The sequence below is a fragment of the Coprobacter fastidiosus genome, assembly GCF_030296935.1.
Lineage (GTDB): Bacteria > Bacteroidota > Bacteroidia > Bacteroidales > Coprobacteraceae > Coprobacter > Coprobacter fastidiosus.
Genome location: NZ_AP028032.1, coordinates 478476 through 492884, shown reverse-complemented (window position 1 = coordinate 492884; position 14409 = coordinate 478476). Strand labels below are relative to the sequence as shown.

10 protein-coding genes are annotated in these 14409 nt (G+C 35.5%); 5 read left to right on the top strand and 5 right to left on the bottom strand.

All coding sequences use genetic code 11. The annotated features are described in order from the left end of the window. Positions 1 to 145: 145 nt before the first annotated feature. From QUE35_RS01940 to mgrA, 3 genes are all read left to right on the top strand, one after another. Positions 146 to 2671 (top strand): ATP-dependent Clp protease ATP-binding subunit, encoded by a 2526-nt coding sequence (locus QUE35_RS01940; protein WP_022602738.1) that lies wholly within the window; start codon positions 146 to 148, stop codon positions 2669 to 2671. A gap of 107 nt (positions 2672 to 2778) precedes the next feature. After that, a complete protein-coding gene (htpG, locus tag QUE35_RS01935; RefSeq protein ID WP_022389634.1) occupies positions 2779 to 4830 on the top strand; it encodes a molecular chaperone HtpG in 2052 nt (683 codons plus the stop codon). Positions 4831 to 4946: 116 nt separating this feature from the next. Further along, positions 4947 to 5939 (top strand): L-glyceraldehyde 3-phosphate reductase, encoded by a 993-nt coding sequence (mgrA, locus tag QUE35_RS01930; RefSeq protein WP_022602739.1) that lies wholly within the window; start codon positions 4947 to 4949, stop codon positions 5937 to 5939. A gap of 123 nt (positions 5940 to 6062) precedes the next feature. On the opposite strand, the gene QUE35_RS01925 is transcribed toward mgrA, so the two are convergent. The 5 genes from QUE35_RS01925 to QUE35_RS01905 form a co-directional block, all read right to left on the bottom strand. Beyond that, positions 6063 to 6524 (bottom strand): copper resistance protein NlpE, encoded by a 462-nt coding sequence (locus tag QUE35_RS01925; protein WP_169721143.1) that lies wholly within the window; start codon positions 6522 to 6524, stop codon positions 6063 to 6065. Between the two features lie 107 nt (positions 6525 to 6631). Further along, positions 6632 to 7615 (bottom strand): type I phosphomannose isomerase catalytic subunit, encoded by a 984-nt coding sequence (locus tag QUE35_RS01920; RefSeq protein WP_031258908.1) that lies wholly within the window; start codon positions 7613 to 7615, stop codon positions 6632 to 6634. Between the two features lie 8 nt (positions 7616 to 7623). Further along, complete coding sequence (locus QUE35_RS01915) at positions 7624 to 9261, bottom strand: family 10 glycosylhydrolase (RefSeq protein WP_169721144.1); 1638 nt, start codon at positions 9259 to 9261, stop codon at positions 7624 to 7626. A gap of 323 nt (positions 9262 to 9584) precedes the next feature. Next, a complete protein-coding gene (locus QUE35_RS01910; RefSeq protein ID WP_022602743.1) occupies positions 9585 to 12200 on the bottom strand; it encodes a UvrD-helicase domain-containing protein in 2616 nt (871 codons plus the stop codon). A 15-nt stretch (positions 12201 to 12215) separates the two neighbouring features. Continuing rightward, positions 12216 to 12449 (bottom strand): hypothetical protein, encoded by a 234-nt coding sequence (locus QUE35_RS01905; protein ID WP_022602745.1) that lies wholly within the window; start codon positions 12447 to 12449, stop codon positions 12216 to 12218. A gap of 891 nt (positions 12450 to 13340) precedes the next feature. Between QUE35_RS01905 and QUE35_RS01900 the strand changes: the two genes are divergently transcribed. Both QUE35_RS01900 and QUE35_RS13655 read left to right on the top strand, forming a co-directional pair. After that, positions 13341 to 13967: a trimeric intracellular cation channel family protein gene (locus QUE35_RS01900; protein WP_022602747.1), complete on the top strand. Its 627-nt coding sequence runs from the start codon at positions 13341 to 13343 to the stop codon at positions 13965 to 13967. 9 nt (positions 13968 to 13976) lie between these two features. After that, on the top strand, positions 13977 to 14393 hold the full coding sequence (locus QUE35_RS13655; RefSeq protein ID WP_009316969.1) for a GtrA family protein: 417 nt from the start codon (positions 13977 to 13979) through the stop codon (positions 14391 to 14393). The last annotated feature ends 16 nt before the right edge of the window (positions 14394 to 14409 follow it).

The window sequence follows — 14409 nt, the reverse complement described above, 5'->3', positions numbered from 1 at the left end:
TCAAGCGTATCAAAAATCAAAAATAATGGCATACTATTTGTATTAAATACCTATAATATATGTTGTACGAAAACAAGGTTTACACATATTCATTTTATATTTGTATTGTAAATTACCGAATAAAGAAGAAAGGAAGATCAACTACATGGAAAGAAACTTTTCACAAAGAGTTAAAGATGTTCTTGGATATAGCCGAGAAGAAGCCGAACGCTTACAAAACTCATATATCGGTCCGGAACACCTTTTGCTGGGAATCCTGAGAGACGGTTCTGGAAAAGCCATAGAGGCTTTGCGGCATCTCGGAGTCCAATTGACCGAGCTGAAAGCTTCCGTTGAAAAAGATTTAAGATTATCAAACGATCATATTAATGCCGGAGATGAGATTACAATCAGCAAAAGCACGGACAAAGTATTAAAAATGAGCATCTTGGAGGCTCGAATTTTAAAGAGTGACACAACGGATACCGAACACCTTTTATTAGCAATACTAAAAGATCCCGATACGCCGGCTACACGTTCCCTAAAAGATTGTGATGTGACATATCAGGAAGTTATGGAATATTTTAAAATGGCCAAGCCTTTATCTGACACGCCATTAATGGGAGCTGAATTTGCAGATGATGACGATGATGAATTCGAAGAAGAAAAACGATATAAAAACGAACAGCAAAAAGCGACAACTTCTCCCGGAAAAACATCTGCTGATACACCGGTTCTCGATAATTTCGGTACTGACATGACAAAAGCAGCAGAAGAAAACCGATTAGATCCGGTTGTCGGCCGTGAGAAGGAAATCGAAAGGTTAGCTCAGGTCTTAAGTCGGCGCAAAAAAAATAATCCTGTATTGATAGGAGAACCGGGGGTCGGCAAATCTGCTATCGTAGAAGGTTTGGCTTTACGTATTATCCAAAGAAAAGTATCTCGTGTTTTATTCGATAAACGGGTTATATCTTTGGACATGGCCTCTATTGTTGCAGGGACTAAATATCGCGGACAATTTGAAGAACGTATTAAAGCTATATTGAACGAACTGACAAAGAATCCGGATATAATACTTTTTATAGACGAAATTCATACTATTGTAGGTGCTGGTGGCGCAACCGGAACTTTGGATGCGGCAAATATGTTAAAACCGGCTTTAGCTCGGGGCGAAATTCAATGCATAGGAGCTACGACATTAGATGAATACCGAAAAAGTATAGAAAAAGACGGTGCATTGGAACGGAGATTCCAAAAGATAATGGTAGATCCGACGACGCCAGAAGAGACATTACAAATATTAAATAACATTAAAGGCCGTTATGAAGACCACCATAATGTCTCCTACACACCGGAAGCATTAAAAGCTTGCGTAAAACTGACCGAACGTTATATCAGTGATCGTAATTTTCCGGATAAGGCCATAGATGCAATGGATGAAGCGGGTTCGCGTGTACATATATCAAATATCGTAGTACCTAAAGAAATAGAGACACTCGAAGCTCAAATAGAAACGATACGGGAAGAAAAAATAAAAGCCGTAAAATCCCAAAATTATGAATTAGCGGCAAGTTTTAGGGACAAAGAAAAAGATATTCAGGCTCAACTGGAAACTGCCAAGCAAAAATGGGAAGAAGAACTCCAAGAGCATCGAGAAATCGTAGACGAAGAAAAAATAGCAGAAGTAGTTGCAATGATGTCAGGAATACCGGTACAGCGAATTGCCAGTGCAGAAAGCACCAAGTTATTACACATGGGTGATACTTTACGCCAAGCTATCATAGGACAGGACAATGCTGTAGATAAAATAGTAAAAGCTATCCGAAGAAACCGAGTTGGACTGAAAGATCCCAATAAACCGATCGGGACATTCATGTTCTTAGGTCCTACGGGTGTAGGGAAAACTCATCTGGCAAAAATACTGGCAGAATATCTGTTCGACTCTAAAGATGCTCTGATTCGAGTAGACATGAGCGAATACATGGAAAAATTCAGTGTATCCAGATTAATAGGCGCACCTCCCGGATATGTAGGATACGAAGAAGGAGGACAATTAACAGAGAAAGTCAGACGGAAACCTTATTCTGTAATTTTATTAGACGAGTTAGAAAAAGCTCATCCCGACGTATTCAATTTACTGCTGCAAGTAATGGATGAAGGACGATTGACAGATAGTTTAGGAAGGAAAGTCGATTTCAAAAATACGATTCTTATCATGACTTCCAACATAGGAACTCGTCAACTGAAGGACTTCGGACGAGGTGTCGGTTTCTCTACATCTGCTTCATTAGAGGATAAAGAATTTTCGAGAAGTATTATACAAAAAGCTTTGAACAAGGCGTTTTCTCCGGAATTTCTGAACCGTGTCGATGATATAATCATGTTTGACCAACTCGACAAAGAAGCAATCTATAAGATCATCGATCTCGAATTAAAAGGATTTTATCAAAGAATGCAAGCATTGGGCTATAAATTCACGTTGACCGATGCGGCAAAAGAATTCGTAGCCTCTAAGGGGTATGATATTCAGTTTGGAGCTCGCCCTTTAAAAAGAGCGATACAAAAATACTTGGAAGATGAGATTGCAGAGTTGATAATACGAGATTCAATAAAAGAAGGAGACACAATAATCATCGATTATGATAAGCAAGAAGAAAAGATCGTTTCTTCTGTACATAGCGACAAAGAATGACAAAATAATAATGAATAAGTCAAAATGTCAGACCGGTTGGTCTGGCATTTTTTTTGTTTTTCTACAAACGATTGTGATAAAATTTAACTTTAAAAAATAATATAGCTATGCAAAAAGGAACTATCGGGGTCACAACGGATAATATCTTCCCCATTATTAAAAAGTTCTTGTACAGTGATCACGAGATTTTTTTACGTGAACTCGTTTCGAATGCAGTAGATGCAACTCAAAAATTAAAGACCTTATCTTCTTTCGGAGATTTTAAAGGAGAATTAGGCGAAATGAACGTGAAAGTATCTATCGACAAAAAAGAAGGTACTCTTACAATATCGGATCATGGAATCGGAATGACAGCAGAAGAGATCGACAAATACATCAATCAAATTGCATTTTCCGGAGCTGAAGAATTTCTGAACAAGTATAAAAATGATGCCAATGCTATTATCGGGCATTTCGGTTTAGGATTTTATTCTTCTTTCATGGTCGCTAAGAAAGTAGAAATCAGAACTCTTTCTTATCAAGAAAACGCCAAACCGGTAATGTGGAGCTGCGATGGTTCTCCGGAATATACAATGTCTGAAATTGACAAAAAAGAACGCGGCACAGACATCGTGTTATATATTGATGATGAGAACAAAGAATTTCTCGAAGACTCAAAAATTGAGTCTTTATTGAAGAAATACTGCCGATTCCTTCCTGTTCCGGTCATTTTCGGTAAAGAACAAGAGTGGAAAGACGGTAAATATGTTGATACGGATAAGGATAAAATCATAAACGATACGACACCTGCATGGACAAAGAAACCGACAGAACTGACAGAAGAAGACTATCGTAAATTCTATCATGATTTATATCCCTCGTTAGATGAGCCTTTGTTTTGGATACATCTAAACGTTGATTATCCGTTCAAGCTGACAGGTATTCTTTATTTCCCCAAAATAAAGAATAACCTCGATATAAATAAAAACCGAATACAGCTTTACTCCAACCAAGTATTTGTTACCGACTCTGTAGAGGGAATCGTTCCTGATTTTTTAATGTTGTTGCAAGGGGTCATCGATTCACCTGATATTCCACTAAATGTTTCCAGGTCTTACCTGCAAAGCGATTCTAATGTCAAGAAGATTTCCACTTACATCACGAAAAAAGTTGCAGACAGACTTCAAGAAATATTCAATAACGAACGAAAACAATTCGAAGAAAAATGGGATGATATCAAGCTCTTCATCGAATACGGAATGCTGTCTGATGAAAAATTTTATGATCGGGCACAAAAATTCGCTTTATTAAAAGACACGGACAAAAAATATTATACGCTCGAAGAATATAAAACTCTGATCGAGGCGAATCAGACGGATAAAGACAAGAATTTGATATATATTTACGCTACAGATGCCGTTGCACAATACAGCTATATCGAGATAGCCAAATCTAAAGGCTATGATGTTTTATTGATGGATGGTCAACTGGACATTCATTTTATCGGACTACTTGAACAAAAATTGGAAAAAAGCCGTTTTGTGAGAGTTGATAGTGACATCATAGACAATCTTGTCCGGAAAAATGACAAAACCGAAGTTTCTTTAGATGCCGCTCAAAGAAATATGATGACCACAGTATTCAAATCTCAAATACCGACTTTGGAAAAAGCCGAATTTATGGTGATGTTTGAAGCTTTGGGAGAACAATCTCAGCCAGTCATTATAACCCAAAACGAGTTTATGCGCCGAATGAAAGACATGTCGGCCATGCAACCGGGAATGAATTTCTACGGAGAGATGCCTGACAGTTTCAATTTAATAATAAATACAGAACATCCTTTGTCTAAAAAAGTAATAGAAGAAACAGAAAAGGACTGTCATGCAGAAATAGAACCTATACAAAAAGAAATTAATGAACTGAATGATGCTATCGCCAAACTTCAGGAAGCATCGAAAGGGAAAAAAGACGAAGAGATTCCCGTTACTGAAAAAGAAGAACTTCGAAATAAAGAAAAAGAAGTCGACTCTTTACGGAAAAAAGAATCCGAACTACTTACACAGTATGCCAACAAACATAAGTTGGTTCGTCAATTAGTTGATTTGGCACTGTTATCCAACAATATGTTAAAAGGTGAAGCTTTAAGTCAGTTTATTAAACGATCCGTTGAAATGTTATAATATTTTTTTTAACAGAGAAAGAGATTTCAGGAAAACTTGGAATCTCTTTTTTTATTAATATCACATCTTTACAAAAAAACACATATCTTTGTTCATTAACCTTCAAAATAACAATAATGGAAAATTACAAAGCATCCGATAACAGGTACGATACAATGACTTATCGCCGCTGTGGTAAAAGCGGACTATTGTTGCCTGCTATTTCTTTAGGATTATGGCATAATTTCGGAAGTGTAGATGTATTCAATAATTTCGTTCAAATTGCATATACAGCTTTCGATAACGGAATAACACATTTCGATCTGGCAAATAATTATGGCCCTACATACGGTTCGGCAGAAGAAAATTTCGGACAAATATTAAAAAAAGGATTAGGATTGTATAGAGACGAACTGATTATCTCTTCCAAAGCCGGATATGATATGTGGCCAGGACCTTATGGAAATTGGGGAAGCCGTAAATATTTGATGGCAAGTCTGGATCAAAGCTTGAAAAGAATGGGAATCGATTACGTCGATATATTTTATTCTCATCGCCCTGATCCGGAAACTCCGATAGAAGAAACTATGTGTGCCTTAGCTGACATGGTGCATCAAGGGAAAGCCCTATATGTAGGCATTTCGAATTATAATGCAGAGCAAACCCGAACAGCCATATCTGTTCTTAAAGAAATGAAAGTACCATGTCTGATACATCAAGCCCGGTATTCGATGTTCGATAGATGGGTAGAACCCGAGCTGCTACAACTCTTAGATGAAAACGGAGTAGGCATGATCGCATTTTCGCCATTAGCTCAAGGTCTACTGACAAATAAATATCTACATGGGATTCCTGAAAATTCAAGAGCGGCAAAATCTACCGGACATTTACGATCAGATCAAGTTACAGAAGATAAAATTGCTAAAATAAAATTGCTAAACGATTTAGCGGAACAAAGAGGACAAACTCTCGCAGAAATGGCATTAGCATGGCTATTAAAAGACAATCGGGTAACCAGTGTCATCATCGGGGCAAGCTCAGTAACTCAATTAAAAGATAATCTAAAAGCCCTAGATAACGCGGAGTTTACTCCTGACGAATTATGCGAAATAGAAAATATTCTAAAATAAACTGTAAATCGAGAACAGAAACAACGGACTTATTCAATTGCTTATACCAAGATACAACATTTATTCTACTAGAATTAGAGGGAGACAATAAAAAAGCCAGTCCTTTTTCGAACTGGCTTTTTACTATTTAACTAAGCGAAGAGAATAATTTAATTCAGAATCACTTTTTTCAAAATTCTCATTTAATAATATCAAAGTCGAGTCATTCTCATACAAGAAATTGAATATCTCATTTCCATTATCAGATTTCAATTGCCAGACTGTTGCGTTTATATCATTTGCGTCTCCCCTATGGGTATAACGTCTTCCCGTAGTTGTAAATATTGTATCTTTTTCCCCTGTTCCTAAATAAGCTTGTTGTAGGACAAATGTACCGTCTCCGCTATTTTGAGGAGCTGAAATCGTCAACGTGTAACGTATTCCGGCAGCATCGGCTGCAGGCAAAATACCCTCATAAATATACTTTACAGAATCTTCAGATACAGACGACTCCTGGACGACAGGACTTTTTTGTTTTGTATGTTTGCAGGCATCCAAAGAAAAGCCTAATATCAAAACAAAAATAATTATAACATACCTATTCATATCATACATTTTTTGTAAATAAACAAATAGCGGAAGATTTTGTTCATTATAACAAAAGAATCTTCCACTACAATACTAATCAATCTCTTTTATAAGGAATTCTATTATTATCGAGGAATATAACATTCCAACAACTTAACCGATTGTGTCGTCGATAAATCTATGAAGCTTGTGGATGCTGGAACTAAAACCGTCTCTCCCCGATGGAGCTCTGTCTTACATCCGTTATTATCAACCATAACAGCCTCTCCTTCCATACAAATATAAATAACGAAAGAATCTTTATCTGCAATTTCTCTCTTTACAGTCTTTTCACTATTTATCTCCAACAAATTCGTCGTAAAATAAGGACAATTGGCCAACAATACCGGTTCATTTTCTTGATGAGTATATTCTGTTTTCAGATCAGAATACATTTTATAATCAATCGCATCTTTTGCTAAGGCCGTATGCAATTCTCGCCCTTTTCCATTGGCATCTTTTCGATTATAATCATAAATCCGGTATGTAATATCAGAAGTTTGCTGTATCTCAGCAATAAATATCCCTTTCCCGATCGCATGAATTCTTCCTGCAGGCAAGAAAAATACGTCTCCACTCTTAACCGGATGGAATTGAAGGACATCCATAATCGTATTATTTTCTACCCGTTCGACATATTCATCCGGAGTAATTTGCTTAGAAAAACCTGAATACAACCCAGCTCCTTCTTGTGCAGAAATAACATACCACATTTCTGTTTTACCAAATGAATTATGGCGCTCTTTAGCCAACTTATCATTCGGATGAACCTGAATCGACAAATTATCCCTAGCATCGATAAACTTAATTAATAAAGGAAATTTATCTCCAAACCTATCCAAAACATGCTGACCGAGTAATTCAGCGCCTTTTTCTTGTATAAGTTCTGTCAGATTTTTCCCTTTATACTCTCCATTTGCAATAACTGAGACATTGTCCTTTACTTGAGAAATTTCCCAACTCTCACCGATTCCATTAAGCTTTGTGCTTAAATTTTTAAACTTGCAAATCTCACTTCCTCCCCATAAAATACTTTTGAGGATAACTTCAAATTTTAATGGATACATCATATTATTTTTCAGTTGACAATTAATATTTTTTCTTCCTTACCTCGATTATTATATAGTTCGACTCGATAAACGCCTGAAAATAGGCCATCTGTTTTTATTGAAATTTTAAACTTTCCTTCATAGATCTTTTTTCCAAAAATATTAAAAATAGCAATTCTATCAAAGTTTTTCAATGTATTCGACAAAACGACTTCATTATCTGCACCTTTATAATAAATCTCAGGAAACGACATTTGCACAGGAATACTCTCCTGATGATACATATCTACAGCCGTCACTGCATAAAAACGTTTTTTCAGAGAAGTTTCAAAAGAGCATCCACGTATTCCTGAAGCAATAATATTTGCCGGATCATTTGTATTTACCGGATAACTATCACTTCCATATAAAACATATTCCCGCACATTTGTTACAGAATCCCAATATAGAAAAGTCGATAGCGTTTTATATTCTACACACAAAGAATCAGGCGCACAAGGCAATGTTTTCCCCATATAATTCATCGGAGGATATAATGCCGGATAGCGATATGCTTGTAAAATTGCTGTATATACAAACTTCTCGTTATTTATCAAATTTTCTAAACGATAGTAAGCTTGTCCCCCTACTCCATACTTGCGACCGTCATAAACTTGACGCATAAAATCTTGCAGTCGCCAATCTCCGTCATCCGCACAAAGCCTATATGCTCCTAATCCGGAAACTATCGGATGTCCCGCACAATGTTTTACCCAATCTATCAAAAAAGGATAAAAAGAACGCTCGGAAAAATACATCATCGGAACAATAAAGTCATGCTTATTCTGTTTCAGCCATTCTACCGGGTCTTGATGAACACTCTCTATTCCGCTCCACCCTAAAGAAGAAAATACCGGAAGCGTATTATATTTTCCGATGACAGCACTGCTTAATTTCACTGCCGGATCAATTTTCTTTATAGAATCATAAACCGTATATACGATTTTATTGATATTCTCTCTACGCCACTGATTCAAAGTCTTATCGGAAGAACCGTACTTCAGATATGTCTTCCTATCAGGAAAACCGGCTTTATCAGGATACCGAATATAATCGAGATGTATTCCATCCACACCATAATTCGAGACAATCTCTCCAGCAATAGATGCAAGGTATAAAGCAGTCTTCGGATTTCCGGGATCAAGATACCATTCTCTGTCCCAATATTTACACATATCCGGATATTTTGATACCACAGAACTTTTACCTTGATTTTTTATTTGACGGGAAGTCCCCAATGGCATGCAAACAAGCCAAGCATGACATTGAAGTCCTCTTCTATGACATTCTTCGACAACAAAACGGAGAGGATCATATCCGGGATTTTTCCCCGATATACCCGTAAGAACAGAACTCCATGGTTCATACCGAGAAGAATATAAAACATCGCCCCGCAATCGAGTCTGAAAAAAGACGACATTCATATTCATTTTTTGGACTTGATCCAGCAAATAACATAATTCTTCTTGTTGCCTTTTTATATCTTTTTCCGTTTTTATAATCTTTTTCGGCCAGTCCAAGCCCCAATTAGTAGTCAACCAAACCCCTCTTATCTCGTATTTAGGGGATGTCGCTTCTATACTTAAAAAAGAAAATAGGAAAAAGAAAAGCAATATATATTTCTTCAAACTAAAATACATCGTACAGTTATAAAATAGCAAACGAAGATACAGCATTTTACCTAAAACGAAAACTCCATATTTGAATTATTTCGGGAAAATATAAATTATGACACTTATTCCCGTTTTAGCTTTTCAAGGAATATTTTTTTTGTATTTCTGCAAGAAAGATAACTTATTTAGAACAAATATGTTGATTAGATTGCTTAAAAATTGGGGAATGATATAGCAACTGTTCATATTTCTGAATTCTTCATTGTTAACCTTTTAATACCACAAAGGTTATAGAATAATCCGATACATATACTGTATCATTGAAAAAATAAAATATCCTATTGGTTTAGCTTGTTCAATCGCATTACGATTGAAGTTTGGCTTCTGCCCATTTTAGCTGCAATATACTTCACACTCTTGCCCTCACTATGTAGTTTTAATAGAAATTGGTCTGCACTTCTTGTCCATCTCTTATTGGCATTGGGATGTTTTACATAACTTTCTTCTGAAAGTTTTTCAGGATGCAAGAATTCATCCACAAATACAGAGGGAAAACGTTTGTCATATAATACAAGAGTTTTCATCTTTGCCCTTGTTATTGCTACATAAAACAATCTACGCTCTTCTCCATATGGGAATTGGTCGCTTTTAGTGAGTACGTAGTTAAGCACAGGGTCATCACTCACAAGAGAAGGGAAACCATATGTATCTTTGTTACATTGTAAGAGTATTACATAATCCGCTTCAAGACCTTTTGATTTATGTATGGTCAAAAACTCGATTTTTCGTCCTCCTATCACATAAAAGAACCTATTGCCCTCTTTAATGGATTGATACATAAAAGAGAGGTAATAATCGTCAAAGGAATAACGTCCCAATAAAAATATTGATTTATCTGATGGAATAGAAGCAACAAGTTGCCCTATCATATTGCAATAATCTCGCCTATCATAAGAATAGAACTCCAATTCTGTTTTCATTTCAGAATCGAATGAGTGTATATCCTTTTGTATTTGGGCTTTATTGCGCTGTATAAAGTAAGAGGACAACGAAACCAAAGGCTCTCCAAATCTATATGTAGTTTCAATTTTATTTATTTCTGTTGCTCCAAAATATTCAGGAAATTGATTAAAAAGAGCCATATCACTTCCCGAAAAACGATATATGGACTGCCAGTCATCGCCCACACAATACAACTTTGCAGGCGGATTTCCCTCTCGCAATACTTTTAAGAAATTGTAACGGTCAACCGATATATCTTGAAACTCGTCCACAATGATATAATCATACTCAACAGGGTGTGAAGCACGACATATTTCTGTAGCTTGAAGAATCGCATCGGTAAAATCAATTTGGTTACTATCGCTTAATGCACTTATATAACGTTCATATACAGGTTGAAATATATTTTTGATAATAAAAACACTTCGTTCATCATCTGCATTCTTTGCTTGCTTCAGAACTTCTTTAACAGATTTACAACTTGATTTTACCAATGTTACAAAAGTAGCTACAAGCCGTATAAACGCCTTTTCTTGCTTACTACCTTTGGGCAAAATCAAACCATACAATTCTTCATTTGTTTTCTCTTGAATTGGTACACCCACATCCTCTAATATTTTTTTGAGTTTATTCCTTATATCAGAATAATGGAAATCAGCACTTGATGTTACTAAAAGCTGAGTGCCAAATTTCTCATGAGCAGCCTTCTTCCAAGTTATACCATCATCATATTTTTGATTGGCTTCTTCGTATGTTATGTTCTTGTCTTTTGCAAACCAAGCAGGGACAAGACTATGTTCATCAACTCCAAAATGTTCCAAATAAATCCGTTTGGTTACTCCCTTCTGCTCGAAGTATATAGAAAAATCGGGACGATATTGAGAGTGCATTTCATCTGCTAATTGATGTTCGTATGGTTCTTCATATCTAAATTTTACTCCAAGTGATGATAAAACAAAGCATATCTTTTGCTCCTGTTCACTTCTCACATATATGGCTCTACCATCCATATCGGGAAACATCGCTTTTAGCTGTACATTTTTTTGTTCTGATAGTTGCTCTTGTCTTTCGTTTTTGCGCTTTTCCCAATCCGTCTCATTAGTTTGGTAATCAATAAAATATTCTACTACACTATTCTTAAAAGCCTTATTTCCTAATAAAGTGTGATAAATATCTATGAATAAGGCATCAGTATTGTCGCAAATAGAGGGTTTTATACCTGTTGCTCTTCCGATAATATCAATGGCTAATTTATGAAATGTATAACCTTTCAAACCATCAGTAGCCATTCTTTCCGTAAGTTCGGCTGCTGCTTTGTTCGTGTAACTAATTAATAAGATTCTATGAGGTGCAATACCTTTTACATCTGTTAGATACTTGACTTTTCCAATAATAGAAGAGGTCTTCCCGCTACCTGCACTACTAACGACCAAGCAATTATCTTCCTCTGAAACGATTGAACGTCTTTGTTGCTGGTCTAATGGATATTTTAGACAATGGTCGAAAAAATCTTTATGAGTGTCAAGCAAAAATGTAATAACGCCCTCATTATGCTGTTTTACAAGTTTATTGATGACTCCAAAATCATTGATGAATTTGGAAATGGTTTCAGATAGAGTGATATTGAAAGCTTCAAGTTTCTTAACGAGTGAATATGCTTCTTGAAAATGTGGTTTGTAATGATTGATAAAATCTTTTTCCTGCGTTGCAGTGATTATTTTACCACAAAAAGTGTTGTTCAGGTCGGTGGGAATATCAATAAATGTTTCTTTATTGAATGCTGATAATCTCTCTTTTGCTTGCTCATAATTAGATCTATCGCTATATGAAATTAATCCTTTTATCTGCTCTAATAACTCGTTGGACTTAACTTTAAGTCGTTTTCTGATCGTTGCTATAATTACAACAGAAATAACAACAGCACTCACAATTATGGCAAGTAAAAGATTCATATGCCAATTCACTTACTAATTCCGATGAAGTTCTTCGATTATATCTTTTCGAATTTTCTGTTTGCTATCACCTAAAACATGTAACACAATTATTCCCCAGAGTGGAGAAATAATCCCAAAGAGCACAACCCAACCAAACGCACTACGCCCCCTCTTCCTTGCCATTTTAATAGGAAGGAAAATGTAAAGCCACAGAATCAATATTAAAGCAATTACCATAGCTATTATATCAACTAATTCTTCAATCATTACAATATTGTTCAATTATAACAATGATTACAATCATCCATAGCGCCGAACGAACGATATAGGAGTTTATTTTATCATAATATTTCAGCAACAAGAATATTGTCTATATCCATCTTTCTGCAATAACACCTTTGAAAGTTAGATGCTCTGAATTACTGTGAACAAATAATATGATACCAATGAACATTGATACACAAAATAATATAAACTTTTTCATATTCAGTGTATTTAATGATGTATATAACTCAATCAATGCTTATTATTTACTCTTCTTATCCGTATTCATATAATACCATTTATAGGAATGTTTATTATTAGATCACATAGATGCAGTGTAACAATAGCACCTCATGCTATATGCATGAGAGCCAATATACTATCCTTGCGTCTAATTGAAAATTTATTACGTTTTCAAGTACAAGATAAGCATAACGCTTTTTCTTTTGTCCCATCATATGTATTGAAAAAAATAATCCATACCCAACTGTAAAATTAGTAAAAAGTTGCAACAATAAGCACTCTACGAGTGAATTATTACGACTTAGGAGTATGTTTTAGAGTTTCAACCCTCAATTTTTTGTTCATTTAGAACAACACCTTAAACAAACTTCACAAAATCCAATATTTTCATACTACGAAATTCGTTATCATAAAAATATTACAGAACTATAAAATGTGACGATACAAAGAAAAATCTTACTCCATTATTGGGCAATAATTAGACAACCGTTCTATTCCATTACCTTATGATTCTTTGCAGAATTACCATTTTTCACATTTCCAAGACTTTATCATAATAAACTCATAATCAGATAAATAGATACTATTATTCCGATTTCAGTTGATTATTCCAACGTTTTTTGTATTTTTGTACGATCTAACTCAAAAATCATGGGGAATACATTCGTTTCCATTATCGAAATCATTGGAACATTGGCTTTTGCAATAAGCGGCATACGTTTAGCTTCCGCAAAACAGTTTGATTGGTTCGGAGCCTATGTCGTAGGATTAGTGACAGCGATCGGAGGCGGAACTTTACGTGATTTATTATTAAACCTTCCCCCTTTCTGGATGCAGAACAGTATCTATCTGACAGTAACAGGTATTGCTCTTGTCGCCGTCATCGTTTTCGGAAAATTTTTAATCCGTCTGCAAAATACATTTTTCGTTTTCGACTCTATCGGGCTGGCACTGTTTGTCGTTGTTGGTATTCAAAAATCATTAGCTGTAGGATATCCGTTTTGGGTGGCAATAGTTATGGGTACTATAACCGGTGCTTTCGGTGGAATAATTCGTGATATACTCATCAACGAAGAACCTCTGATTTTTAGGAAAGACATTTATGCGTTAGCCTGCATTGTTGGCGGAATATTTTATTGGGGGTGCTATACCTTGCAACTGCCGGACGAAATAACCCAATCTATTGCCGCAGCAAGTGTTATACTCACACGTTTTGCTGCAGTTAAATATCACTGGGGACTTCCTGTTCTACATGGGAATGATGATGAATCTAATTAGCAGAATTTCATGGAACGATACAAATCCAACATTTTTAAAGATAAGACATTTATCCAGTTAATAAAATTTGCAATTGTCGGATGCATAAATACAGGATTATCTCTGGCGATTTTTTACATATTGTATAATTGGATAGATATAAACGAGTATATATCTAATCTTATCGCTTATATAGCGGGACTTATCAACAGTTTTTTTTGGAACAAATTATGGGTGTTCCGAAAAAACGGAGGGAATATTATCCGTGAAGCAATCTATTTTTTTCTTATTTTCGTACTCTGTTACGGAATCCAGTTCGTATGCTTTCGAACATTAGTTGAATATTGCAAAATCAATGCAAATTGGGCTCAAATTCCGGCAATGATAGTTTATACAATATCCAATTATATATTGAATAAGTTTATTACATTTAAAACTAAACAATAAGAGTTTAAATAAAAAT

Bases quoted from the DNA above. Each gene is read 5' to 3' on its own strand.
- QUE35_RS01905 (WP_022602745.1), bottom strand. From the start codon at position 12,449: ATGATTGAAGAATTAGTTGATATAATAGCTATGGTAATTGCTTTAATA.
- htpG (WP_022389634.1), top strand. From the start codon at position 2,779: ATGCAAAAAGGAACTATCGGGGTCACAACGGATAATATCTTCCCCATT.
- QUE35_RS01925 (WP_169721143.1), bottom strand. From the start codon at position 6,524: ATGAATAGGTATGTTATAATTATTTTTGTTTTGATATTAGGCTTTTCT.
- QUE35_RS13655 (WP_009316969.1), top strand. From the start codon at position 13,977: ATGGAACGATACAAATCCAACATTTTTAAAGATAAGACATTTATCCAG.
- QUE35_RS01910 (WP_022602743.1), bottom strand. From the start codon at position 12,200: ATGAATCTTTTACTTGCCATAATTGTGAGTGCTGTTGTTATTTCTGTT.
- QUE35_RS01900 (WP_022602747.1), top strand. From the start codon at position 13,341: ATGGGGAATACATTCGTTTCCATTATCGAAATCATTGGAACATTGGCT.
- mgrA (WP_022602739.1), top strand. From the start codon at position 4,947: ATGGAAAATTACAAAGCATCCGATAACAGGTACGATACAATGACTTAT.
- QUE35_RS01940 (WP_022602738.1), top strand. From the start codon at position 146: ATGGAAAGAAACTTTTCACAAAGAGTTAAAGATGTTCTTGGATATAGC.
- QUE35_RS01920 (WP_031258908.1), bottom strand. From the start codon at position 7,615: ATGATGTATCCATTAAAATTTGAAGTTATCCTCAAAAGTATTTTATGG.